The organism is Rhodopseudomonas julia, from assembly GCF_030813515.1.
Lineage (GTDB): Bacteria > Pseudomonadota > Alphaproteobacteria > Rhizobiales > Afifellaceae > Afifella > Afifella julia.
The window spans coordinates 168,305-193,338 of record NZ_JAUSUK010000001.1 but is presented as its reverse complement, the minus strand read 5'-3'; the positions used below and the strand labels follow the sequence as shown (position 1 = coordinate 193,338).

Annotated in this window: 22 protein-coding genes; 16 read left to right on the top strand and 6 right to left on the bottom strand. The window is 63.4% G+C overall.

Annotated elements, in window-relative coordinates:
- Positions 1 to 18: 18 nt before the first annotated feature.
- Positions 19 to 744 carry a phosphatidylserine decarboxylase gene (locus J2R99_RS00815; protein WP_307152621.1) on the top strand — a complete coding sequence of 242 codons (726 nt, stop codon included), beginning with the start codon at positions 19 to 21 and terminating at the stop codon, positions 742 to 744.
- A gap of 80 nt (positions 745 to 824) precedes the next feature.
- Complete coding sequence (gene pssA / locus J2R99_RS00810) at positions 825 to 1,610, top strand: CDP-diacylglycerol--serine O-phosphatidyltransferase (protein ID WP_307152620.1); 786 nt, start codon at positions 825 to 827, stop codon at positions 1,608 to 1,610.
- Between the two features lie 460 nt (positions 1,611 to 2,070).
- Here pssA and J2R99_RS00805 read toward each other — a convergent pair whose 3' ends face one another.
- The 3 genes from J2R99_RS00805 to J2R99_RS00795 are packed head-to-tail and all read right to left on the bottom strand — an operon-like array spanning position 2,071 to position 7,294.
- A complete protein-coding gene (locus J2R99_RS00805; RefSeq protein WP_307152619.1) occupies positions 2,071 to 5,568 on the bottom strand; it encodes an efflux RND transporter permease subunit in 3,498 nt (1,165 codons plus the stop codon).
- On the bottom strand, positions 5,565 to 6,704 hold the full coding sequence (locus J2R99_RS00800; protein WP_307152618.1) for an efflux RND transporter periplasmic adaptor subunit: 1,140 nt from the start codon (positions 6,702 to 6,704) through the stop codon (positions 5,565 to 5,567). The genes J2R99_RS00805 and J2R99_RS00800 overlap by 4 nt, the downstream gene beginning before the upstream one ends.
- A 5-nt stretch (positions 6,705 to 6,709) precedes the next feature.
- Positions 6,710 to 7,294 (bottom strand): PadR family transcriptional regulator, encoded by a 585-nt coding sequence (locus J2R99_RS00795; RefSeq protein WP_307152617.1) that lies wholly within the window; start codon positions 7,292 to 7,294, stop codon positions 6,710 to 6,712.
- 551 nt (positions 7,295 to 7,845) lie between these two features.
- Between J2R99_RS00795 and J2R99_RS00790 the strand changes: the two genes are divergently transcribed.
- From J2R99_RS00790 to J2R99_RS00780, 3 genes are all read left to right on the top strand, one after another.
- Positions 7,846 to 8,874: a TRAP transporter substrate-binding protein gene (locus J2R99_RS00790; RefSeq protein ID WP_307152616.1), complete on the top strand. Its 1,029-nt coding sequence runs from the start codon at positions 7,846 to 7,848 to the stop codon at positions 8,872 to 8,874.
- Between the two features lie 274 nt (positions 8,875 to 9,148).
- Complete coding sequence (locus tag J2R99_RS00785) at positions 9,149 to 9,547, top strand: response regulator (RefSeq protein WP_307152615.1); 399 nt, start codon at positions 9,149 to 9,151, stop codon at positions 9,545 to 9,547.
- Positions 9,548 to 9,742: 195 nt separating this feature from the next.
- Positions 9,743 to 10,777 carry an aldose epimerase family protein gene (locus J2R99_RS00780; protein ID WP_307152614.1) on the top strand — a complete coding sequence of 345 codons (1,035 nt, stop codon included), beginning with the start codon at positions 9,743 to 9,745 and terminating at the stop codon, positions 10,775 to 10,777.
- A gap of 7 nt (positions 10,778 to 10,784) precedes the next feature.
- On the opposite strand, the gene J2R99_RS00775 is transcribed toward J2R99_RS00780, so the two are convergent.
- Entirely contained in the window at positions 10,785 to 12,032 is a 1,248-nt protein-coding gene (locus tag J2R99_RS00775) for an NAD(P)/FAD-dependent oxidoreductase (protein ID WP_307152613.1), read from the bottom strand.
- 142 nt (positions 12,033 to 12,174) lie between these two features.
- On the opposite strand from J2R99_RS00775, the gene J2R99_RS00770 reads away from it, so the two are divergent.
- From J2R99_RS00770 to J2R99_RS00755, 4 genes are all read left to right on the top strand, one after another.
- Complete coding sequence (locus J2R99_RS00770) at positions 12,175 to 12,489, top strand: polyhydroxyalkanoic acid system family protein (RefSeq protein WP_092809856.1); 315 nt, start codon at positions 12,175 to 12,177, stop codon at positions 12,487 to 12,489.
- A 146-nt stretch (positions 12,490 to 12,635) separates the two neighbouring features.
- The gene (locus J2R99_RS00765) at positions 12,636 to 13,640 is read left to right on the top strand and encodes a 2-hydroxyacid dehydrogenase (RefSeq protein WP_307152612.1); all 1,005 of its coding nucleotides are present in this window, start codon (positions 12,636 to 12,638) and stop codon (positions 13,638 to 13,640) included.
- A 223-nt stretch (positions 13,641 to 13,863) separates the two neighbouring features.
- Positions 13,864 to 14,469: a DUF2087 domain-containing protein gene (locus J2R99_RS00760; RefSeq protein ID WP_307152611.1), complete on the top strand. Its 606-nt coding sequence runs from the start codon at positions 13,864 to 13,866 to the stop codon at positions 14,467 to 14,469.
- Positions 14,470 to 14,574: 105 nt separating this feature from the next.
- Positions 14,575 to 15,246, top strand: coding sequence for an SDR family oxidoreductase (locus tag J2R99_RS00755; protein WP_307152610.1), 672 nt, complete (start codon positions 14,575 to 14,577; stop codon positions 15,244 to 15,246).
- 20 nt (positions 15,247 to 15,266) lie between these two features.
- On the opposite strand, the gene J2R99_RS00750 is transcribed toward J2R99_RS00755, so the two are convergent.
- A complete protein-coding gene (locus J2R99_RS00750) occupies positions 15,267 to 16,412 on the bottom strand; it encodes an MFS transporter (protein WP_307152609.1) in 1,146 nt (381 codons plus the stop codon).
- 120 nt (positions 16,413 to 16,532) lie between these two features.
- On the bottom strand, positions 16,533 to 16,835 hold the full coding sequence (locus tag J2R99_RS00745) for an ArsR/SmtB family transcription factor (protein WP_307152608.1): 303 nt from the start codon (positions 16,833 to 16,835) through the stop codon (positions 16,533 to 16,535).
- A gap of 192 nt (positions 16,836 to 17,027) precedes the next feature.
- Here J2R99_RS00745 and J2R99_RS00740 point away from each other — a divergent pair, with 192 nt between their 5' ends.
- The 7 genes from J2R99_RS00740 (at position 17,028) to J2R99_RS00710 (ending at position 25,030) form a co-directional block, all read left to right on the top strand.
- Positions 17,028 to 18,320, top strand: coding sequence for an NAD(P)/FAD-dependent oxidoreductase (locus J2R99_RS00740; RefSeq protein WP_307152607.1), 1,293 nt, complete (start codon positions 17,028 to 17,030; stop codon positions 18,318 to 18,320).
- A 29-nt stretch (positions 18,321 to 18,349) separates the two neighbouring features.
- Entirely contained in the window at positions 18,350 to 18,553 is a 204-nt protein-coding gene (locus J2R99_RS00735) for a YgaP family membrane protein (protein ID WP_307152606.1), read from the top strand.
- 63 nt (positions 18,554 to 18,616) lie between these two features.
- Complete coding sequence (locus tag J2R99_RS00730; protein WP_307152605.1) at positions 18,617 to 19,696, top strand: efflux RND transporter periplasmic adaptor subunit; 1,080 nt, start codon at positions 18,617 to 18,619, stop codon at positions 19,694 to 19,696.
- The gene (locus J2R99_RS00725) at positions 19,693 to 22,929 is read left to right on the top strand and encodes an efflux RND transporter permease subunit (protein WP_307152604.1); all 3,237 of its coding nucleotides are present in this window, start codon (positions 19,693 to 19,695) and stop codon (positions 22,927 to 22,929) included. The genes J2R99_RS00730 and J2R99_RS00725 overlap by 4 nt, the downstream gene beginning before the upstream one ends.
- A gap of 280 nt (positions 22,930 to 23,209) precedes the next feature.
- Positions 23,210 to 23,698 carry a hypothetical protein gene (locus J2R99_RS00720; protein WP_307152603.1) on the top strand — a complete coding sequence of 163 codons (489 nt, stop codon included), beginning with the start codon at positions 23,210 to 23,212 and terminating at the stop codon, positions 23,696 to 23,698.
- A gap of 5 nt (positions 23,699 to 23,703) precedes the next feature.
- Positions 23,704 to 24,645, top strand: coding sequence for a MotA/TolQ/ExbB proton channel family protein (locus tag J2R99_RS00715; protein ID WP_307154102.1), 942 nt, complete (start codon positions 23,704 to 23,706; stop codon positions 24,643 to 24,645).
- Entirely contained in the window at positions 24,635 to 25,030 is a 396-nt protein-coding gene (locus J2R99_RS00710; RefSeq protein WP_307152602.1) for an ExbD/TolR family protein, read from the top strand. The genes J2R99_RS00715 and J2R99_RS00710 overlap by 11 nt, the downstream gene beginning before the upstream one ends.
- Positions 25,031 to 25,034: the final 4 nt, after the last annotated feature.

The window sequence follows — 25,034 nt, the reverse complement described above, 5'->3', positions numbered from 1 at the left end:
TGACGTAAGGGGGTGGCCATGGAAATTTGGCGGACTATCAAAAAGTCGATCCCGGCCGTGAATTCGGCGGGCTATCCGTTTATTGGCAGCGCGCTTGTCATCGCGATCGTTGCCGGCCTGATCTCGAGCTTCCTGTTTTGGGCCCTTCTCGGCCTGACGATCTGGCTGGTGATCTTCTTCCGCGATCCCGAGCGTGTGCCGCCCGACGGGGAGGGGCTCGTCCTGTCTCCCGCCGATGGACGCATCGAGCCGGTCACGCAGGCAGTCCCGCCAGCCGAGCTCGAAATGGGCACGGTTCCGATGACGCGGGTATCGGTGTTCCTGTCGATCTTCGACTGCCACGTGAACCGCACGCCGGTTTCCGGCAAGGTCACCCGCATCGCCTACAAGCCGGGCAAATTCGTCAACGCCGACCTCAACAAGTCGAGCGAAGAGAACGAGCGCAACTCGCTTCTCGTCGATGCCGGTGGCCAGGATGTCGGTGTGGTGCAGATCGCGGGCCTCATCGCCCGGCGCATCGTCTGCTGGACGAACGAAGGTGTGGTGCTCAAGGCGGGTGACCGCATCGGCATGATCCGCTTCGGCTCGCGCCTCGATGTCTACCTGCCGGCCGGTGCCGAAGTCGTCTGCAAGCCGGGCCAGCGGGCCATCGCCGGTGAGACGGTGATTGCACGTCTCGGGACAGCTATCGCTCGGGCCCCGGTCGAACCGGGTATCGGCACAACGACGCCGCCGGCGGTATGAGATTATTCATGCCGGTCGACCCCGCCCGCCGCAGAAGGCGAAGGCGCCGGCTGAGGGCACGCCCGGTCCCGTTCCGGGTCATGTTGCCCAGCATTGTCACGCTCCTCGCGCTTTGCGCGGGGTTGACGGCGATCAGGATGGGCGTCGAAGGCCGGTTTGAGCTGGCCATCGGCGCCATCATCCTGGCCGCCGTTCTCGATGGGGTGGACGGCCGCGTGGCGCGGCTTTTGCGTTCGCAATCCGATTTCGGTTCGCAGCTCGATTCGCTCGCCGATTTCGTCAATTTCGGTGTCGCCCCGGCCATCATTCTCTATTCCTGGCGCATGGACGAGCTCGGCTCGCTCGGCTGGATCGCTGCCCTTACCTTCGCCATTTGCGGGGCGCTGCGGCTGGCGCGCTTCAATGCGGCGCTCGTTGGAGAGCAGCCGCCCGCCTGGCATTCCGAATTTTTTGTGGGCGTTCCGGCTCCCGCCGGCGCCGTCACGGTGCTCCTGCCTCTCACCTTGTGGAAGATCGGGATGCCGGTTCCGGAGGGCGCGGCCATTCTGGTGGCCATCTACACGGTGGCGATCGGCCTTCTAATGGTGAGCCGCCTGCCGACGCTTTCCGGCAAGAAGATCGGCACGGCAATCCCGCGCGAATCCGTCCTCCCGGTTCTCGTCGTCAGCGTCTTCGTGATCGCCCTCCTGGTGAGCTACACGTGGTCCGTTCTGGCGATCGGCGCGATCCTCTATCTCGCGCATCTGCCCTTTGCCTGGAAGCGCTTCGAGCAACGCCGCCGCGCCTTCAGCGGGCATCACGGCGAGACCGGATCTGCCTCTGACCCTAAAGCGACCGAACGGCAAGAGATGGATCAACGGCCCTAAGTTTGCGCGGCCCTTGTTTTGTCCTGAGACGATAGCATCCCTCAGTCCGATCTTTCGAATTGTCGCAATCGCCGGCGGAGATTTCTTTCTAGTTGGTCGTGAGAGAGGCATTGATCGAGCTCGGCCTCCAACCCTTCTAGAAGGAGTTTGCGCTCATCTGGGGCGCAGACTGCCTCTCCGCAACGGGTCCTAATTTCATAGTGCCAGATAGAAGCTTTCAAAGTTTCAAGAGTATCCCTGAGCTCTCGTGCTCGGGTGCGGGGTATCTTTGCGAGGTAACAGCCGAGACCCGTCGTGGCCCCTCTACTCATAGCTGCAAGCGAACCGCGGACTTGCTGCTCAATGAGTTGGGACGGATCTCCACCTTCCGTAGCGACCGAACTCCCTGCGGCAAAGATCAAGTAGCAGGCCGCGATGAGGGACCTCTCGGGTATGAAGAGCATCCGCGGATTTTGCTTTCTCACTCCGCCGCGTCGGGGAGAGAATAGCTGCCCGTATCGCCGGGCTTGCGCTTGCGCCTTGGCCGCGCGGGGGCGAGGGGGAGTTCTTCCTGCGAGGCGGACGATCCCGTCTCGTCTGCCTTATCCGTCTTGAACAAGCGTGCGAGATTGAGCGGCAGAGCGAGCAGCACCGGCACCAGGATCAAGGTCAGTACGGTTGAGAAGGCGAGGCCGGAGATGACGGCCGTCGACAATTGTATCCACCATACCGAGGTGATCGAGCCGACCGCGACGATGCGGTTGAAGAAGTCGAAATTGACCTGCGTCGCCATCGGAATGAGGCCGGCGATGGTGGTGATGGTGGTGAGCAGGATCGGCCTCAGGCGCTGCGCCGCCGTCTTCAGGATGGCTTCTTGCGGTTCGACACCGTCCTCGCGCATGCGGTTGTAAGTGTCGATCAAGACGATGGCGTTGTTCACCACGATGCCGGCGAGCGCCATGATGCCTGTGCCCGTCATGATGACGGAGAGTTTCTGCCCGGTGATGACCATCCCGATAAGGGCGCCCGCGGCCGCCAGAATGATGGTCAAAAGCGTGATGCCCGTCTGCCAGAACGAGTTGAACTGGGTAATCAGGATGAGCGCCATCAGGAACAGCGAGGCGGCAAAAGCCTTGCCGAGAAAGGCCTCGGCCTCCGCCTGATCCTCGTCTGCGCCGCGGAAGCGGAAATGCACGCCCTCCGGCCAGGATTGCCGGTCGAGCCAGGCCTGGATCTCTCCGACCTTGCCGTCGACCGTGGTGCCATCCGTCTTGTCGACCGCGGCCTTCACGCTCATCGCGTAAAGCCCGTCCTTGCGGGTGATGGACGAGACTTTCGGCTTCGCTTCCCGGGTGACGAAATTGGCGATCGGCACCTGGCCGTTTGTCGTTCTAAGGCGCAGCTGGTCGAGTCGATCGAGAGAGCGCTGATCCTCCGGCAGCCGCACGCGGATATCGAGCTCGTCGTCGGCGTCGTCGGGGCGATACTTGCCGATGAGAACGCCGTTGGTGACGAGCTGGATCATCGATCCGACGGAGGCGATACCGGCGTTGAAGCGTCCGGCCTCTTCGCGGTCGATCGACAATTCCCATTCGATGCCGGGAAGCGGCGTGTCGTCCTCTACATCGAGGAGACCTGGAAACTGGTCGAATTCGGCGCGAACCTGCTTGGTCGCGGCAAGCACCTGGTCGTAATTCGGCGCAGTGATCTGAAGATTGATGTCCTTGCCGGTCGGCGGGCCGCCTTCAATGAGTCGCGGTTCGACCTTGATACCGGGTATGGAGGCTGTGCGGCGGCGCAGCTCCGCCTCCATTTCCTGCCAGGGACGGCGCTTTGAGAAATCGAGAAGTTCAAGGTTGAGCTCGCCGATGAGGTCCGCCGGTTTGTCGCTCACGCCGTCGAGGCTCTCGCCGCCGCCGCCGCCATTCGGATAGGCGTTGGTGACGACGCTTTCCACGCCCGGTAGGTCGAGGACGACGGCCTCGACCTGTGAGACGAGCGCGAGGGCCTCGTTGGCGGAGAGATTGCCGCGGCCGGAGACGAGAACGGCCGTGACGTCAGGCTCCTCGTCGACGAAGAATTCAACGCCTTGATTGTGCCGGGCAAAGCCGACGAAGATCGAAACGATCAGCCCGGCCATCACGAGGATGACAGCGACATTGCCGATGAGCGAGCCCGTGAGCCCGTGCAGGAAGCGCACATAGGCGCCCGTGAAGCCCGGCACTTTTTCCGGATCGAGATCCGCCTCCGCGGAAAGATGGGCAGCGGTGCTCGGATGGGAATGTGAACGGCGAAACCGGACGATGCGGCGGGCAAGGCCGCGAGAACTCCAGAAGACGAAACCACCGAGGACGAGCGCGAAGAGAAGCCCGAGCGCCGTCACAGCCATCTGCGGCATGCCGGAGAGAGCGGCCGCAAGCGGCTGCGACACGAGGAGAAGGGCGATGACGGCAGCGGCAAGGCCGGCGGTGAGAGCGAGCAGGCCCGCTGCCCGCGGCGCCACCCAATCGGCGACGCCCGCCACGAAGCCGCCGGTCGCCGGCAGGAAGATCATCGCCGTCACCAGCGAGGCGGAGAGCACGATGATCACCATGATCGGCAGATAGCTCATGAACTCCCCGGAGACGCCGGGCCACAGAAGCATCGGCAGGAAAGCGGCAAGCGTCGTCGCGGTCGACGAGACGATCGGCCAGAACATGAGCTTGGCGGCCCGGATATAGGCCTCCTGCTTGTCCATGCCCTCTTCGATCTTCCGGTCGGCATATTCGACGATGATGATTGCCCCGTCGACGAGCATGCCGACGGTGAGGACGAGCCCGAACATCACCATCATGTTCACTGTCATGCCGACGAGGCCGACGATCAGAAATCCGATCATGAAGGAGGTCGGGATGGCGAGGCCGACGAGGAGCGCGGAGCGCAGGCCGAGGGTTGCGAGCACCACGATCATGACGAGCAGGATCGCCGTCATGATGGATGATTGCAGCGAGCCCAGCACCTCGTAGATGAAGCCCGATTGATCGAGAAGATAGTGGATCTGGACGCTCTGGGGCCAGTCTTTGGTCGCTGCGGCGACGACTTCCCGCACACTGTCGTTGTTCTCGATGACGTTGGTGCCGAGACGTTTGACGACGTTGATGGCGATGGCCGGCTCGCCGTCGACGCGGGTGAAATTGGTGGCGTCCTTGAAGGTCCGCTTGATCGTGGCGACGTCGCCCAGCGTGACCACGCCCTCGTCCTTCTGCTTGATCGGCAGCGAATAGACGTCGGCCGCTGTTTCGATCAGTCCCGGCACCTTGACGGAGAAGCGACCGCGGCCCGTATCGAGGAAGCCCGCCGGGATCAGCTGGTTGTTGGCGCTGAGGGCGTTGAGAAGCTCTTCCTGCGTGATGTCGTAGGATTGCAGCTTCGCCATGTCGATGACGACTTCGAGCACTTCCTCGCGGTTGCCGTTGATGTCGGCGCGCAGAACCGTCGAGATGCTCTCGATCTCGTCTTGCAGCTTTTCGGCGAGTTTGACGAGGGTTCGCTCGGGCACGTTGCCGGAGATCGCCACGGTGATCGTTGGAACGAGCGCGAAATTGGTCTCGACGATGAGAGGCTCTTCGGCTTCGGAAGGCAGATCCGCCTGGGCCTGATCGACCTTGGCGCGAATATCGGCGAGCGCCTCGTCCTTGTCGAAATCGACGTTGAATTCGAGCACGACGGCGGCATGGCCTTCGGAGGCGATGGCCGTCAGCTCCTTGAGCCCGTCGAGGCCGCGCAATTGCTTTTCGAGCGGGCGCACCAGAAGCCGCTCGGCATCTTCCGGCGAGACGCCCTGCTGCACGACGGACACGTAGAAGACCGGGATGTCGATATCGGGATTGGCATCCTTCGGCACCGCCTGATAGGCGGCGATGCCGGCAAGGAGCGATACGAGCATCAAGGTGAGGACGGTGCGCGGCCGCCTCAGAATGCCCTCCAAAAGAGAGATCATCGAATGGCCCCCGCGGCGCTTGCCGTGTCGGATGCTGCGGGCTTCATGGCGGCACTCTTCGGCGCCATCGCCTCCACCTTCTGCCCGGCAACGACATATTCCTGGCCGACCGTGATGATGTCGACCTCATCGGGAAGGCCGCTCACCCAGACGCCTTCTTCTGCCGGCGCGATGATTTCGACGGGCAGAAAATGCACGACATCGTCGGCATCGACGGTACGCACGCCGACTTCGCCCGCGTCGTTCAAGGTCAGGTAGGACGGCGACAGAAGCTGTGCCCGACCGTCGCCGAGCGGGATCGACGCGCGCGCCGTCAGGCCGTCGCGCACCGAGCGATCGGCATTGGCCATCGTCATCTCGATACGAAAGGTGCGTGTTTCCTCGTCGGCGGAGGGCGCAATGTAGCTGACCTTGCCCTCGCGGGTTTCGCCGGAGATGAGCGTGATGTCGGCCTTTTGCCCGACTTTCACATGGCCGATCTCCTGCTCGGCGACCTGGCCGATGACCTTCATCGGGTCGGCATCGATGATGGTGGCGCAGGTGCCGCCGAGGGCGACGACATCGCCAACATTGGCAATTGGGTCCTGAATCACTCCGCCGATCGGGGCGCGCACTTCCGTGCGCTGCAGCTCCAGTTCAGCCTCTTCGACGCGCGCCTGGGCGGCATCGACGGAGGCCTTCAGAGCTGGAATCTGGTTCTTCGCCGTATAGCCTTTGCCGGCCAGCGCCTGCTGCGCCTCGAGATCGACCTTCGCCTGTTCCAGTTGCGCGCGCGCCTGGGCGAGTTGAGCGCGTCTTGCCCCTCGCTCGATGACGCAGAGAAGGTCGCCCGGCTTGACGCTCTTGCCCTTTTCGGTGGGCCGCTCTTCGACGATGCCGCCGGTCTGCGCTTTCACTTCGACGAGGTGGTCGGCGGAGGTGCGTCCGCGAATTTCAAGGCGCGACGTGCGCTCCTGGGCGATGTGCCGTTCGACCTGGACTTTGACGAGCTCGGATGCGCCGGCTTTTTCCCTCTCGGCGACGCTGTCGGGCGGCTCGTTCGGCTCGCCGCCGATGATGATCGTGCCGCTCAGCATGTAGGCAGAAATAGCGACAGCGAGCGCGGTCGCGAAGACGTAGGAGAAGCGGATGCGCATTGTGCCTACTCCGCCGCGATGCGCGCGGCATCCTGCGAGGTGCCCGGCTGTGAGGTGTCAGATGTGGCGCCGAGTTCCGCGCAAGTTTCGAGTTCGTCGCGGTGGGCGTGCAGATAGGCGAGTGCGTGCTGCATGCAGTCGAGACCGTAATTGATTGCCCATTGCGGGCCGCCGCGGTGATTGGCTTGCGCAATCTGGCGCAATTTCGCGATGTCGCCCTCGATCTGCTCGATACGATGGTCGATCGCGCGGCGCATGACGGGCTTTGGAAGAATGTCGGCGTGCATGACGACGAGGAGGAACTCCGAACGAAAGACGTCGGGCGCAGGAAGGTCGAAGAGGCTGTCGACGAAGTGCGCTCGCCCCGCATCCGTAATGGAGTAGACCTTTCGTGACGGTTTCCCGAGCTCGTCCTCTTTGCGGCAGGTGACGAAGCCTTCGCGCTCCATCCGGTCGAGAGCGGGATAGATCGAGCCGAAGCTCGCATCGACGAAGTAGGCGTATTCGCCCTCGGTGGAGAGCTTCTTGATCTCGTAGCCTGTGGCTTCTCGGGCGAAGAGAATTGCCAGGCACAAAGTTCTCACGTTCACGGGCGACCTATTCTCGTTCGATACATGTTTGGGCGCGATATAATCGAACAGACGGCGGATACAAGCGCGATTGCGCTGCGGCCGAGGCTAGCGAGCCAAACGAGCGGCGCTGCTGCGGCACGCCACCAGGCGTTGCTCCACTCGTTGAGAGACTGTCAGAGGTCTCGGCGATGGGGGTAGGGCTTCGGTTGGATGCCCGGCAAAGCGCTCTCCGCAAAGCGCTTTCAGGAAGAGCAGAGCATCCGCCGAAAAAAAAGTGCCGCCAGGGGGGATCTGGCGGCAAGGGGCTCGGAACAGATCGACGGGAGGAGGGATCGAATCGATCAACGCTACCAACCAAAGATCTATTCTCTTATGCCAAGGAATCGTCAGAATTTCAACAAGGAGTTGTGTCTGGCTTTATTCCTCCCGAACCGCCGGGCCGCGTTTTAATTCAGTTTTTTGCGGTTGCCCGGTCCTCAGCCCCATATCGGGTTGCCATTAAAGGCGCGATGCGATCCTTTCGGCCCGTCCGGCGTCGCCGGAGAGGAAGACGAAAACGGGAGGACGAGATGCTTCGCGCTGTGTGTTTGGGCCTTGCTGTGGCGCTGGGGTTTTCCGCTTCCGCCGCGGCTCAGGAGGTGACCCTCAAGATTCACCAATTCCTGCCGGCGCAGTCGTCGATCCCGGCGGATTTCATCAAGCCCTGGGCAGACAAAGTGACGAAGGAATCGGGCGGCCGGATCGCCTTCGAGCTCTATCCCTCGATGCAGCTCGGCGGCAAACCTCCCGCCTTGATCGACCAGGCCCGCGACGGTGTTGTCGACATCATCTGGACCCTGTCGGGTTACACGCCGGGGCGCTTCCCCAAGACGGAGGCCTTCGAGCTTCCCTTCCTGCCGGTGGACGGTGAGACGACCTCGCGCGCCTTCTACGATTTCTACGAGAAACACCTTCAGGACGAGTACAAGGACTTCAAGGTGATCACCGTGCATGTGCACAGCCCCGGTCTCCTGCACCTCAAGGGGAAGGGCGTGCACAAGCTCGAAGACATGCAGGGGCTGAAGCTTCGCGGGTCGACGCGCATGGTCACCAAGCTTCTGGAAACGTTAGGTTCCGTTCCCGTCGGCATGCCGGTGCCGGTGGTGCCGGAGGCGCTGGCGCGGGGCGTTTTGGACGGCGCGGCGTTGCCTTGGGAGGTGACGGGTCCGCTCAAGATCGCCGAGCTCGTCGACAGCCACACGGCCTTTGCGGGCGACCACGCGCTCTATACCGCCACCTGCGTCTTCCTCATGAACAAGGCGGCCTACGAGGCCCTGCCGGATGATCTGAAGAAGGTGATCGACGCCAATTCCGGCCGTGAGACGGCCGCATGGGCCGGGCGCGTCATGGACGAGGGAGACGTTCCTGGCCGCAAGGCGGCGGAAGAGGCGGGCAACGAAATCGTCGTGCTCGACGAGGCGGAGACCGAACGCTGGAAGACCAAAGCGAAGGACGTGGAGACGACCTGGATGGCGGACATGACGCAGAAGGGCTTTGACGGCAAGGCGCTCGTGGAGGACGCGAAAGCGCTCGTCGAAAAGTACGCCGGCGAACAATGATGACCAGGCCGTAACCCGTCCTCGATCGAAACGCGGCGAGCGAGTTTTTCGGGTTTTACCGCAGCGAGGCGAGCTCTGACTTTGCGTCTTCGAGCCTCCGACGTGACTTCACTTTGGTGTGATTATAAACTGGCGGCAGGTCAATGCGGTGTTTACTGCATTTTCCTGCCGCCTCGAAAATATTGTCGCGGACGTCCTTGTTCGAGTACCATGTCTCTCAAGCACCGGTTGTCCCGCAGGAGGATGGCCGGATAATCGATAAGGGAGGCCCAGGATGCTGGGCATGGAGGCAGGTACGCGCAAACTGCGCGTTCTCGTGCTCGACGATGAGGCGATGATCGCCGGCACGATGAAGCTCTTGTTGGAAGATGCGGGCCACGAAGTCGTCGGTCCCGCCGGGTCGCTCGACGACGCCATGCGTCTCGCCGATACCGAGACAATCGATGTGGCCATTCTCGACGCGAATGTGGAGCATAGGCTGAGCACCTCGGTCGCCGCCCGATTGACCGCCCGCCACATCCCCTATTGCATCTGTTCCGGTGACGAATTGGCCGACGTGCGCAACGATTTCGGCGAAGTCAATCATCTGTCCAAGCCGTTTGGCGAGAACGACCTTCTGACGATTGTCGAGCGCCTGACGTCGACGACACGCCGGCCCGCCATGTCGGCCTGAGCGGACGAACGTCGCAGCATCGTTTCTGGAAACGGCAATCGGGAGGGCCCGATCCGCGCCGAGCGGCGCCTTCGCGGCTGCACCCTCAAGGCGTGCTCGGGCCGGGCGAGGGATGCTTCCTCCGGCACCTTGAACCGATGCTTTCGGACTGTCATAGCCGGCGAGGGAGAAACGCCAGCAGAAAGAAGACGCGCCATGGAAGCCGCAGGGACGAGACGGGTTTTCGGGACGACGCCAGAGGGACAGACCATCGAGGCGGTGACGATCGCCGCTGGCGAATTGTCGGCCGACATCATCACCTATGGCGCAATCTTGCGCGATCTCAGATTGCTGCACATGCCGCATCCCCTGGTCCTCGGCTTTTGCGATCTCGACGGCTATCTCGCCACGAACGCGTTTCTGGGCGCGACGGCGGGGCGCGTCGGCAACCGGATCGCTGGCGGACGTTTTACGCTCGACGGGCGCGAGGTCGAGCTCGACGTCAATGATCCGCCCAATCACCTGCATGGCGGCGAGGCGAGTTTTGGACGTCGTCCCTGGCGCATCATGAGCCATGACGAGACGAGCGTCATTTTGGGCCTCGTTTCGCGGGCCGGGGAATCCGGTTATCCGGGCACTGTGGAGGTGACCTGCCGCTTCGAGCTTCTGCCGCCGGCGACGCTGCGCATCACCTATCTCGGCCGCACCGACGAGCCGACGCTTCTCAACCTTCTCCACCACTCCTATTTCAACCTCTCCGGCGCAGACGACATCCTGAATCACTCTCTGATGATCCCAGCGCAGGCCTATCTGCCGGCGAACGAAAACGAGATCCCGACGGGTGAGGTGCGCGGCGTCGAAGGCACGCCCTACGATTTCAGAAAGCGCGCGAAGATCGCCGACCGTCGCGGTGCGGAGAAGACGGTTTACGACGCCAATTTCTGCCTGGCCGAGCACCGCCACGAGGATCCGCGCCATGCTGCGAGCCTCTGGAACGACAACGGCGAACTGGAAATGCAGGTGTGGACGACGGAGCCGGGCGTCCAGCTCTATGACGGTTACAAGCTCGATCTGCCGGTGAAAGGGCTCGAAGGCCGCCCCTACGGCGCGCATGCCGGGCTCTGTCTGGAACCGCAGCTCTGGCCGGATGCGCCGAACCATGAGGGTTTTCCGAGCGCCGTTCTGAGACCCGGCGAGACCTATCGCCAGATCACGGAATTCCACTTCCGCCACGAGCCTGTGGCCGAGTGAGGGTATCTCAGGGACGGTCGGGCCGATAAGGTGTGAGGTCGATATTGGGTGTGTGGCCGGCGATGAGATCGGCGACGATCCGGCCGGTCTTCGCCGAGCCCGTCAGCCCGAGATGGTGATGGCCGAAGGCGGCATAGACGCCGCGCGCGGCCGGAAACTCGCCGATCAAGGGAATGGAATCGGCCGGTGCTGGGCGGTGGCCCATCCACTGCCCGCTCTCGCGCCAAGGGAGGTCCGGCAAGGCCGCCTTTCCGACCCGGCGGATGAAATCGAAAATCTTCTCGTCTGGCGGTGCCTCGAGCCCGCCGAATTCGACGACGCCTGCAAGCCGGATGCGCCCCGTCATCGGGGTCGCGACGAACTGGCCGGCGGCAATCATTACGGGGCCTTTGAGCTTCTCTTCTGGCGCTTCGATCTCGAGGTGATAGCCGCGCTCGCTCTCCATCGGCACGCGCATGCCGAGCGATCTGGCGAGCGGCCCTGACCAGATGCCGGCCGCCAGCACGCAGGCCTCGCAGGCAAACATGTCGCCACCGGCGCGCACGCCCGTGACGCGACCGTTCTCGCGCGCGATGTCGCTGACGTCCGCCGTGACGAGGCGTCCGCCCAATGCCGTGAAATGGGCCGCTAGTGCCTCTACGTAACGGCCGGGATCGCGAATATAGCCATGGTCGGGAAAGGTGATGCCGAAGGTCAGTTCCGGCGCCAGCGCCGGCTCGCGGCGGTGAAGCTCGCCTCCCTCGAGTTCTTGCCAGGCAAAGCCGTGTTTGCGTCGCAGACCGAAGCCAAAGGAAGAGGCTTCGAAATCGCTCCGGCTCTTGTAGGCGTAGAGATACTCGCACGGTACGACGAAATCCTCCGCGCCGGTTCCCTCGGCGAGCGCCTGATGCTGCTCCAGGCTGTCGGAGATGACGCCGGCAAGCGCCGCTGCGATATCCTCCGTTTTATGCCGCGTGCACATTTGAAGCGTGCGGAGGAAGAAGGGCATGGCCTTCGGCAGATGCGGCCAGCGCAGGAAGACGGGCTTGTCCGCGCTCAAGATCATGCCCGGCATTTTGAAGGGCAGGCTAGGCTCCGTGACCGGTACGACGGCGGACGAGGCGAGGAGCCCTGCATTGCCGAAGGAGGCGCCGGCGGCAGGGCCTTCGCGATCGATCAGGAGGACGTTAAGTCCGCGGCGTTGCAACCAGATCGCCGTGGCGACGCCCACCACGCCCGCGCCGACGACGATGGCGGTCTTCTTCTCGGACTGCATGCTTCCGTCCTGCATTCCCGCATCCTCTTCCAGGTTCGCCCGATAGGGGTGGCTGTGACGATTTCGGCCATTGCTCACAAGCCAAGTTGTCTTCCAGCCCGCGAGCCACCACATCCAGGCGAAATTCCTTCGAGGAGAGAAGATGTCCACGCCCGTTACCGTCAATATTCCGCATAAGCTCGGCCGCGAAGAGGCCAAACGTCGCCTGGAGAAGGGCTTCGATCGCGTGCGCGACGATATGGGCATCGGCCGCGTCTTGCAGTTCGAGGAACGCTGGGAGGGCGAGAGGCTCTATTTCGATGCGGCCACGATGGGCCAGAAGATTTCCGGGCGCGTCGATGTCTTCGAGGAGGTGGTGCGCATCGAGGTCGATCTGCCCTGGTTCCTGGCGGCGATCGCCGACAAGGTGCAGGGCCGGCTGAAGAAGACGGGCACGCTGCTTTTGGAGAAGAAGTAGGCCGGTCGCAGCCGTCCGCTCGGCGGCCGCCGCAGATCTGCTCGGCTCCTCATTCGTGCAGACCAGCCATCGGTTGGAATTCCCCCCGATCCTTCCCAATTGCAGCCTTACACCGACAGGACGAACCCCGAGGAGGTGAAGGGCCCATGAAAGTCGCCGTCTTCAGCACGAAGAGTTACGACCGCAGCTTCTTTGAGAAGGCCGCAGAGGGCTCTGGCCACGAACTCCGCTTCTTCGAACCGCATCTGACGCGTGAGACGGCGCCGCTGGCGCGCGGCGCCGAGGCCGTGTGCATCTTCGTCAATGATAGCGCCGACGCGGAGACACTCGCCGCGGTGAAGGAGGAGGGCGTACGCTTCGTCGCCCTGCGCTGTGCGGGTTTCAACAATGTCGATCTTGCCGCCGCTCACCGGCTCGGCATGTCGGTGGCGCGCGTGCCCGCCTATTCGCCGCATGCGGTCGCCGAATACACGATCGGGCTCATCCTGGCGCTCAACCGCAAGCTCTGCCGCGCCCATAACCGGGTGCGCGACGGCAATTTCTCGCTCGAAGGCCTGCTCGGCTTTGATCTTCAGGGCAAGACGGCGGGCGTCGTCGGCACCGGCGCCATCGGGGCTGCCGTGGTCAAGATCCTCAAGGGGTTTGGCATGCACGTCCTGACCTACGATTTGAGACAGAACCCTGCCTGCCTGGCCGATGGCGCCGAGTATGTCTCCGTGGATGAGCTTTTCGCGGCAAGCGATATCATCACCCTGCACTGTCCGCTGACGCCGGAGACGCGCCATCTCGTCGATGCCGATCGCATCGCGTCCCTGAAGCCCGGCTGCATGCTGATCAATACCAGCCGTGGCGCGCTCGTCGATGCGCGTGCCGTGATCGACGGCCTGAAGAGCGGCCAGATCGGCTCCCTCGGCCTCGACGTCTATGAGGAGGAGGCCGATCTCTTCTTTGAGGATCTCTCAAACTACATGCTGCAGGACGATGTCTTCGCCAGGCTTCTCACCTTCCCGAATGTTTTGATCACCGGCCATCAGGCGTTCTTCACCGAGGAGGCGTTGAGCGCCATTGCCGAGACGACGATCGCCAATCTGACAGGCTTCGAGAAACAGGGCCGGCCCGAGCACGAGGTTTCCATCGAAGCGATCGGGTGAGGGCCGGTGACAAGCCGGCAAGCCAATCCAGAGGCGGAGCCTCTTGAAAAACGCGATTGGCTGGAGCATAGAGCGCCGAGGGTCCGCAGTTCACCCAGGCGTCACCGTCCCGCGAGGGAAGCTAAACCTGCCAGAGAGTAAAGCTCGACACCAAGCCTCGTGCCGCGTCGCAAGCCGGTGACCCTCGACCTCCATTCTGGAACGGCACGCTTGAGGGTTGGTCATGTCCAGAACTCCCATTCCACTCGCCACGCGCGATATGTCGACGTTTGCGAAGTCGCTTCGCCGACAGCTTGCCGATCATGAGGCTCCACCGAGCCATCTTGAGCTGCTCAATATGCTTGCCCGTTCGGCCGGGCACCGCAACTTTCAACAACTGCGAGCGAACATGCTCGGCCAGGAGGCGCCCGGCGATCAGACCGCGCCTGGCGGTCCGTCAGCCGATCACCTTCAAATAGATCGAGCGGCCGACAATCCGCCCGCCGACGAGCGGCGATTGAAGCGGGTGCTGCGCCAGTTCGACCAAAATGCCGTGCTCCTGCGCTGGCCGAAACGAAAAAGCGATCGCGAGCTCTGCTTGTGGCTCATCTGGTCGCTCCTTCCGGCCGACGAAACCTTCACGGAAGTGGAGGTGAACGCGTTTCTGGTGGCGCGGCACAGTTTTGGTGACCCTGTGCTCTTGCGCCGGGCGCTTGTCGATCTCGGCCTTGTCTGGCGGACGCGCAGCGGCAGCGAATATCGCCGTGTGGAGCTTGAGCCTCCAGCGGAGGCGCTCGCCTTGATCCGGCGGCTCGGCGTACGGCCCGAGCCGGGGAGATCGGCGCGGTGAAGCTGAGGGGCCGGCTATCGCCCCGGGCGATTGCCGCCTTAGGTTGGGGGTAAGCGCTCCTTGGAGCGTGCCCCTTCCTGACTTCAAAAGCTCCGGGAGCAATTCATGAAAACCTTTCTCATCACGGGCGCCTCGACCGGCATCGGCGCGGCGACGGCACGCGCGGCCGTCGAGGCCGGCTACAACGTGGCACTTGCCGCACGATCCAAGGACAAGCTCGAAAGCCTCGTCGCCGAGCTCGGTAAGGAGCGGGCGATCGCGATTTCCTGCGACGTGACGAGCCTGGAAGACCAGCAGGCGATGGTCGACAAGACGCTTCAAGCCTTCGGGCACATCGATGTGGTCTTCGCCAATGCCGGCGTCGGCTCCAAGGGGTCCGGCACGGAAGGCGGCGATCCGGATAATTTCCGCGAGATGATTTTGACCAACGTTCTGGGCGTCGTGCTCACCGCCAAGGTGACGCTGGCAGAAATCAAGAAGAACCGCGGCCACATCCTCATCACAGGTTCGCGCGCCGGCCGCATGACCATGAGTGGGTCCGTCTATGGCGCCACCAAATGGGCGGTGACCGGCTACGGCCAGAATCTGCGCGAGGAGCTTGAAGGCACCGGTGCGCGTGTGACTTTGATCGAGCCGGGCATGGTCGACACGCCGTTCTTCGACGAAAGGAAGCCTGACGCCTTGAAAGCCGAGGATGTTGCGGCTGCGGTGATGTATGCGGTCTCGCAGCCGGAACACGTCAATGTCGGCGAGATCCTCGTGACGCCGGTGCGGTAGGGCGGATCATAGTGCTTGCTCTAGACCGGTTGCGTGGCCCGTCGTGAGCAGGCGGCGACAACCGTGACCATCGCGGCCAGCATGCCGAAGGCGATGGGGAGCCCGAAAGCCTTGCCGACGAAGCCGACGAGGGCGGGCCCGAGAAGCACCCCCGCATAGCCGAACATCGACATGGCTGCGATGGCGAGCCCCGCGGGCATCACCTTCTGGCGGCCGGCTTGGGTGAAGAGCAGCGGCACGATGTTGGCGGCCCCGAGGCCGACAAAGAGGAAGCCGATCAAAGACAAAGGCGCCGGCATCAGAATGATCTTGAGGAGCCCGATCGTGGCGAGCGAGGCACCGATAAGCAGCATGTTGCGGGCGCCTACGAGCCGCGTGAAGCGGTCGCCGGTGAACCGACCGATCGTCATTGCGCCAGCGAAGATGGCATAGCCGATGCCCGCCTGCGAGGCCGGAAAATCCTTGTTCTCGGTGAGGAAGACGGCGCCCCAGTCGAGCATCGCGCCCTCGGTCAGGAACATGACAAAGGCGAGAAGGCCGATCAGAAGCACAATGCCGCGCGGGCGCACGAACAAGGGCGTATGATCCTCGGCGCGCGTCCGTAGGAGTCGCGGAGAGGCCACGACGATCGCAAGTGCCAGGATGACAGCGGCGGCGAGCGCCGCGACGGAGGGAGCAAGTCCGACCGACAGGGCGCCGGTCATGCCAGCCGCTCCGATCAGGCCGCCGACGCTGTAAAGCCCGTGGAAGTTCGACATGAGCGGCACGCCGGCCGCATCCTGCACCTCGACGGCATGGACGTTGGCACCGACATCGACAGCGCCAATGGAGGCTCCGAAGGCGAAGAGCACGACGGCGATCGCCGCACTCGTCGGTGCGACGGCGAGAAGCGGCAGGGTGACGGCAAGCCCGAGCGATCCGGCGAGAATGACGGCGCGCGCCCCGATCCGCCCAGACAGGGCGCCGGCCGCCGGCATGGTCAACACGGAGCCGACGCCGAGGCATAAGAGCAGCAAGCCAAGCCCGGCCTCGTCGACCCCGAGGCGTGTCTTCACATAAGGCACGAGCGGGGCCCAGCAGGCCGTGCCGAAACCGGCAATAAAGAAGGCGAGCCGCGTCGCAAGGCGGGTGCCGGGCGTGTCGCCGGACGGAATGGAAATGGTCATCGGGGAACGCTGCCGCAGGGGTGGGGGGGGGCCTCGGCCGTCCTAACTTTCGCCTGACATGCGGTCAATCGCGCGCCAGGCTTTCACGCTTTCAACACAAAACGGTGAAGACGAGGCCGCCTAGTCCTCGGCCGCCATCGGCGGGGTGCAATAGGCGCCGTGCAAGGTCTCGATGACGACGAGAACTTCGGGGCGGGCAATGCGGTAAAAGACGTTCGTGCCCTTACGCCTGGAGAGCACCAGGCCATCCGCCCTCAGCCGCATAAGGTGTTGTGACATAGGCACTTGGTCGATGCCGCCGAGCTCTTTGCGCAGCTGGCTGACCGATTTTTCTTCCCGCCCCAACGCGCACAAAACGAGCAGCCTCTGCGGATGCGAGAGGCTGCGCATGAGGTCGGCTGCGCGCTCCGATGCGGGGATCATGTCGCTTACATTCATCATCTTGAAATTAGAATGTTTGAATGTTAAACGCAAGACAGATGGGGCGGATGACACCGAAAAATCGGGAGCCGTCTCACCTCGCGATGGGCCGCAATGCGGTCCAGCGGCGATCGGCGGGCATCGCCGGCCGCCTGCGAGGCAGCACAGGCCGCAGGGCCGGAGAGGGAGGGTTTAATGGCGAAGATTGTGGTGATGGGAGCCGGGCTCGGCGGCATCGTGATGGCCTACGAGATGAAGGCAAAGCTCAACCGGGAAGATGAACTGACCGTCGTGCATCTCGGCGGCACATATTCCTTCGTGCCGTCCAATCCGTGGGTGGCGGTGGGCTGGCGGCAGCCGTCCGAGATCACGGTGGAAGTGGGCCCGGTTCTGGCGCGCAAGGGGATCGGTTTCCGACCGGAAGGCGCGCGCCGTGTCCACCCGCAGGAAAATCGCGTCGAGCTCAATGACGGGACGTTCCTCGATTACGATTATCTCATCATCGCGACCGGCCCGGATCTCGCCTTCGACGAAATCGAAGGAATGGGGCCTGAGGCCGGAACGCAATCGATCTGCCAGATCGAACATGCCGTGCAGGCGAAGGCGGCCTTCGACGAATTGGTGAAGAAGCCGGGGCCGGTCGTCGTCGGCGCTGTTCAGGGCGCCTCCTGTTTCGGTCCGGCCTACGAATTCGCCTTCGTGCTCGACACGGCTCTCCGCCGCGCCAAGAAGCGCGACCAGGTGCCGATGACCTTCGTCACGCCGGAACCTTATATCGGCCATCTCGGCCTTGATGGCGTCGGCGACACCAAGGGCCTTTTGGAGAGCGCGCTGCGTGAACACCACATCAAGTGGATCACCAATGCGCGGACGGTGAAGGCGGAAGGCGGCACGATGGTTGTGGAGGAACTCCACGACGACGGCACGCTGAAGGCGACGCACGAACTGCCCTTTACCTTTTCCATGATGCTGCCGGCCTTCCGCGGCGTGCCCGCGGTCCATGGCATCGAAGGCCTCACCAACCCGCGCGGCTTCATCACCATCGACCGCCACCAGCGCAACGAGACCTATCCGAATGTCTTTGCGATCGGCGTGTGCGTGGCGATCCCGCCCGTCGGAAAGACGGCGCTGCCGGTGGGCGTCCCCAAGACCGGTTTTATGATCGAATCCATGGTGACGGCGACGGCGGAGAACATTTCCGCTCTCCTGAAAGGCCAGGAGCCGCATGCCGTCGCCTCCTGGAACGCCGTCTGCCTTGCCGATTTCGGCGACGACGGCATTGCCTTTATCGCTCAACCCCAGATCCCGCCGCGCAACGTCAATTGGTCTTCGCAGGGGCGGTGGGTGCACGCCGCGAAGATCGGCTTCGAGCGCTACTTCCTGCGCAAGATCCGCCAGGGGCAGAGCGCGAGTTTCCTCGAAAACGTCGTGCTCGATGCTCTCGGCATCAAGAAGCTCAAGGAAATCCACATGGAGGCCGCTGAATAGATCGGCGGCCCAACGAAGGAGAAAGTGAAATGACAGTCGACCGTGCCGTCCTCGCCTTTGCTGGCTGCATGATCCTTTTGTCGCTGCTTTTGGGTTATGCGACATCGCCGTACTGGTATCTTTTGACGGCGTTCATCGGCCTCAATCTGCTGCAGGCGTCCTTTACGGGCTTCTGCCCGGCCGCCTTCATCTTCAAGAAGATGGGCATGCAGCCCGGCGTCGCTTTCTCGTAAGCCGTATTCAATCCAGCCGCCGGCTCAAGCCGGCGGCTCCAACCCTCCCTCTCTGAGACCGTCATGCTGAATGTTGCCCGGCAGAGTTCTGCCGCTGCGAAAGCCTTTGCCGCGATCCTTCTCGCTCTGGTTGCCCTGCCCGTGGGGGCCTCACCTGCGGCCTCCGCCGAAATGACGGTCACGCCGCGCGTCGTGCCGGAGACCAAGGCCGTGTTCGGCCAGGTCAAAAGCCGCGATGTCGTCGCTGCTCGTGCGCGCATCGGCGGGACGATCGAGAAGATTTCCGTCGATGAGGGGAGCGAGGTCGAGAAGGGAGAGATGATAGCCGTCATCATCGACGACAAGATCCCGATTCAAAAGAGGGCGGCCGATGCGAAGATCGAAGTCCTGCGCTCGCAGCTCGCCAATGCCAACACGGATCTGGAGCGCGCCCAACAGCTGCGCACCACCGGCGCCGTTTCGCAATCGCGTCTCGACGAGGCTTCGACGCAGGTCCAGGTCTATACCAATCAACTTGCGGCCGCCGAAGCCGAGCGCGCCGTTATCGAGCAGAATGCCCGCGAGGGCGAAGTGCTGGCGCCTGCCTCGGGGCGCGTGATCGATGTGCCGGTAACGCCGGGCTCCGTCGTCATGGCCGGCGATCAGATCGCCACCGTCGCCGGAGGCGGTTATTTCCTGAGATTGTCGCTGCCAGAGCGCCATGCGGCAGAGATTGTCGAGGGCGACATGGTGAAGGTCGGCGACCGGGTGTTGAGCGCCGACGGCATTGCGCGCGAGGTCGAGCCGCGCACCGGTCGCCTCGTCAAAGTCTATCCGGAGATCGAGGACGGCAAGGTGAAGGCCGATGTCGAGGTCGAAGGCCTCGGCGATTATTTCGTCGGCGAGCGCACGCTCGTCTGGATCCCGGTGGCGACGCGAGAGGTTCTGGCCGTGCCGCGCCGGGCGGTGACGACGCGTCACGGGATCGACTACGTCACGCTTCAGACTGAGGAGGGGCCCGTCGAAGTCGCCGTGGTTCTCGGACGGAGTTTTGCCTCGCAGGCGAAAGATGAGGCCGCCAATACGAGTGCTTCAGACGCGAACGCCGAAACGGTCGAGATCCTAAGCGGCCTCGAAGCGGGCGACCGGGTAGTCCTGCCATGAAGCTCGGCCTTGCTGGCGGCCTGACGAAATCCTTCATTTCATCGCCGCTCACACCGCTTCTTCTGCTCGCCTCCTTTGCGCTCGGCCTTGTGGCCCTCGTCACGCTGCCACGCGAAGAGGAACCGCAGATTTCCGTGCCGATGGTCGACATCCATGTGCGGGCCGACGGACTGAAGGCGGAAGACGCTGTCAAGCTCGTGACGGAGCCCTTGGAGACGATCGTCAAAAGCATCGACGGCGTCGAACACGTCTATTCGCAGACCGGCGACGACGCCGCCATGGTGACGGCGCGGTTCGAAGTCGGCACGTCTTCCGATGCGGCCATCCTGCGGGTCCACGAAAAAATTCGCGCCAATATGGATGAGATCCCGACCGGGATCCCCGAGCCCTTGATCGTCGGCCGCGGCATCGACGATGTGGCGATCGTGGTCGTTACGCTGTCGCCCGAGCCGGATGCGGCCGGGCGCTGGTCGGAAAACGACCTGACGCGGATTGCGCGCGAATTGCAGGTGGAGATCGCCAAACTCCCCGATATCGGCCTCACCTATATCGTCGGCGAGCAGCCGGAAGAGATCCGCATCGAACCGGATCCGGAAAAACTCTCGCTTTACGGCATCACCCTGGAACAGCTTTCCGGCAAGCTTAAGGGCGCCAACCGGTCCTTCGAAGCCGGAACCGTGCGCGCCGATGGCGGACAGAGGGTTCTCGTCGGGGGGCAGACGCTGCAGACATTGCCGGAGATCGGAAATCTGCTTCTGACGGCGCGCGATGGCCGCCCCGTCTATGTGCGCGACGTCGCCGACATCACGCTCGCGACCGATCCGAAGGAGACGCGTGTCGCCAACGTCGCCAAGACCGACGCCGGCCTGACGCGCGTGCCGGCCGTGTCGCTCGCGATCGCCAAGCGTCACGGTACCAACGCCGTCGTCATCGCTGATGAGATCGTCCACCGCCTGCACGAGGTCAAAGGCGAGATCTTCCCCGAAGACATCGCCATGACCATCACCCGCAATTACGGGGAGACGGCGAACGAGAAGGCGAACGAGCTTCTCTTTCATCTGGGGCTCGCAACGATTTCGATCGTCGTTCTGGTGGCGATCGCGATCGGCTGGCGCGAGGCCATGGTCGTTGCCGTCGTCATCCCGACGACCATCCTTCTGACGCTCTTCGCCTCTCGCCTGATGGGTTACACGCTCAACCGCGTCAGTCTCTTTGCGCTGATCTTTTCCATCGGCATCCTGGTCGACGACGCGATCGTCGTCATCGAGAACATCGCCCGCCACTGGGCGATGCGCGACGGCCGATCCAAACGTCAGGCCGCGATCGAAGCGGTGGCGGAGGTCGGAAATCCGACGATCGTCGCGACCTTGACCGTGGTGGCAGCCCTTCTCCCGATGCTCTTCGTGTCGGGCATGATGGGCCCCTATATGAGCCCGATCCCGGCGAATGCGTCGGGTGCGATGCTCTTCTCGTTCTTCGTCGCGGTGACGCTGACGCCGTGGCTGATGATGAAGCTCGGGCGCCGCGACGAGGGAGCGGTAAGCACCCATGCCGGCCATCAGATCGGTCTTCTCGGCCGCTTCTATATTGCCGTGGCGCGCCCCATCCTGGTGACGCGCGCGGGCGCCTGGGTCTTCCTGATCGTCGTCGGCATCGCCACGCTCGCTTCGCTGTCGCTCTTCTACACGAAGCATGTGACGGTGAAGCTCCTTCCCTTCGACAACAAGACAGAGCTTCAGGTGGTCGTCGATCTGCCGGAAGGGTCCTCCGTCGAGGCGACCGATCGGGCGCTGCAGAAGATCGTCACGAGACTGGCCGATATTCCCGAAGTGGTCTCCTTCCAGACCTATGCGGGAACGGCTGCCCCCTTCAATTTCAACGGGCTGGTTCGCCACTATTATATCCGCGCCAATCCCGAGCAGGGCGACGTAGAGGTCAATCTTCTCGGCAAGGACGAGCGCGACCGCTCGAGCCACGCGATCGCGCTTGCCATGCGCGAGGCGCTTGTCGGTCTCGATCTGCCGGCAGGCACCGCGCTCAAAGTGGTCGAGCCGCCACCGGGTCCTCCGGTCCTCTCCACGCTTCTGGCTGAGATCTACGGGCCGGACGGCGAGACCCGTCGTGCGGTGGCGCGAAAAGTCCGCGACATTTTCGAGGAAGTGCCGTTCATCGTCGACGTCGACGACAGCTTCGGCAACCCGGCCGAGCGCAGCCGCATCGCCATCGATCAGGACAATCTGGAATATTACCGGGTGGAGCAGGGCGACGTGTATGACACGATCAGCGCGCTCTATTCCGGTTCGACGCTCGGCTATTCGCATCGCGGCGGAGGCCGGCATCCGATCCCGATCGTTATGCGGTTGTCGAAGGGCGACAAGGTGCTCGACGAGCGTGCCCTGTCGACGCCAGTGGCCGCCGATGCGCTCCCTGGCAACCGCTCGATCGTGGAACTCGGCGATGTGGTCAACGTCACGGAGGAGCAGGCCTCCTATCCGATCTTCCGCCACAATGGCCGCGCTGCCGTGATGGTGCAGGCGGAGCTCGCCGGTGAATATGAAGCCCCGATCTACGGGATGCTCGCCGTCGACAAGAAGATCGACGAGACCGATTGGGGTGATCTGCCGAAGCCGACGGTCAAGCTGCATGGTCAGCCGCAGGACGAAGCCCATCCGACGCTTCTATGGGACGGCGAATGGGAGGTGACCTGGGTGACCTTCCGCGACATGGGCGCAGCTTTCGGCGTCGCCATTCTGGGCATCTACATCCTGGTCGTGGCCCAGTTCGGATCCTTCAAGCTGCCGCTCGTCATCCTCACGCCGATCCCTCTGACCTTCATCGGCATCATGCTCGGTCATTGGCTCTTCGATGCGCCCTTTACGGCGACCTCGATGATCGGCTTCATCGCACTTGCCGGCATCATCGTCAGAAACTCGATCCTGCTCGCGGACTTCATCCGACACGCGCAGACGGCAGACCCTGAGCGGCCGCTCCTCGACGTGCTTCTGGAGGCGGGCGCCATCCGCTTCAAGCCGATCCTTCTGACGGCGCTCGCCGCTATGATCGGGGCCGCCGTGATCCTTGCCGATCCGATCTTCCAGGGGCTGGCGATCTCGCTTCTCTTCGGCCTCGCCTCCTCGACGGCGCTCACGGTCCTCGTCATTCCGGCGATCTATGTGGCACTCAAAGGCCACAAGCGTCGGCCGAGACGGGAGATTGCTTCACAGGACACTTGAAGGATCTGAATCGGCGTGTGAGGCCCATGAATCGAATCCTTAGCCGCGGCGTTTAAGTCTCGGCTGGGATTCGGCTTTGGGCGCCCGGGCGAATGAGGCTGGGCGTTACAACGCGCGCGACTGCCTTTTTGCAATCACCTTTGGATGAGCGATCAATGCCGCAGCCGAAAGGTCCTGCCCGCAAATTGTTGACCTTTATAGTCAACTTATGTAGCGCCTGAGGCTCAGTGGTCTGGGCCGAGTTTCGATCGGCCTGCGAGACGTTCTTGGAGAATTGCCGGTGTCGAAAACCAGATGGTCGGGAACGAGGGTGGCTCTTGGTGTGGCTCTCATCTCTTTCGGGCTCGCCGGTTCGGCTTCTGCCGCAGACGGCGAGATCGAGGTCGAGCTCAACCGGTTGCAGCAGATGGAGGCGACCTGCCGCCTGTCGCTCGTCTTCACCAACCGGCTCGACGTGACGATCGACCAGCTCGAACTGGAAACCGTGCTCTTCGATCCGGACGGAGGCGCCATGCGCTTTCTTGTCCTGAAATCGCAGCCGCTTATCCCCGGCAAGATCCGCGTTTCTCAATATGATCTCGCCGACACGCAATGCAGTGATGTCGGCTCAGTGCTGATCAACGACGTGGTCGGTTGTAAGGGGGAGGGGCTTAAACCGGCCACTTGCCTCACCAAACTCGTGCCGTCGAGCCGCACCGATGCCGATTTGATCCTGACCGTTTCCGATCAAGGCAAGGCGGCCACAGGCGGGGCGGAGGTAACACAGTGAACGCGATGACGAATTCCGCAAATTTCGAAGCCCCCACGCGCCTTGCTCAGGCGACCCCTGACGTTGCGCCCTCCGACGCGATGCGCACTGCCGACGGCGCCGAGCCTCCGGCTGGTTCAGGAGCTCCGGATGGCGCGAGCCCGGATGCGTTCGGAGCCGATCCCGGGACAGCGACGGCGCCGATGGGCGCGCCCGAAAGCGCCCTGCCGCCGGACATGACGGGCGCCGGCGGGCATCATATTCTGGGTTTCGACTTCGACCGCGCGCTCGGCTTCCTCGATCTCGGCGGTCCGGTTGTGGCGATCCTGATCGTTCTGTCGATCGTGGCGCTCGCCATCATCATTCGCAAGCTCTTCGACATTCTGCCGTTGGCCGGCGGCCGACGTGGTCGCGTCGCGGGTGCCGTGCGCGATTGGCGGCAGGGCGAGCGGCGCGAGGCGCTTGCCAAAGTGCGGGACCTCAAGGGACCGACGGCGACGGTGGTCGCAACGGCCATGGCCTTGTCGATGAAGCGGGTTGCGCCCTCCGTCCTGCGCGAAGAGGTGGAGCGGGTGGCGAACGAGGAGCTTTATCGCCTGCGCCGGCATCTGCGCGGGCTTGAAGCGATTGCGCAGGTGGCGCCGCTTCTCGGTCTATTCGGCACCATTCTCGGCATGATCGAGGCCTTTCAGACGTTGCAGGGAGCTGGCTCCAACGTCGATCCGGCGATGCTCGCCGGCGGCATCTGGGTGGCGCTTCTGACGACGGCTGTCGGCCTTGCCGTCGCCATTCCGTGCAACCTTGCCCTCCATTGGTTCGAGGGACGCATCGATCGGGAACGGCAGGCGATCGAGAATCTCGCCACCTCCGTTATGACGACGGCCGAGGCGCGCCTCCATCTGGGCGAACGGGCGGGTGAGGAAGAGGCGCTCTCCGCGCACCTGACGGAGCCTGTCCATGCACATTAGCGCCCGCGCGCCGCGCCATCGCGCCATGAGCATGACGCCTTTGATCGACGTCGTCTTCCTGCTGCTACTCTTCTTCATGTTGGCCTCGACCTTCGCGCGCTTCGGCTCCGTCGATGTCACCCTGGCGCGCGAAACGGGCGCCGCGTCGCGCCAGGCGGCGCCGATGCGCAATGTCCTGATCTCCGTGCGCGAGGATGGCTTTTATGCTGTCGACGGCGTGCCGGTAGAGCTTGCAGCTCTTGGCGAGCGGCTGAATGAAAAAGGTGGTGACGACGAGGCGCGGGTGATCGTGCGTGCCTCCTCCGGTGCCGTCGCGCAGGACATCGTTTCGGCCGTCGACGCGGCGCGCCGGGCGGCGATCGGCCCGGTTCTTCTGGTCCATTGAGCGG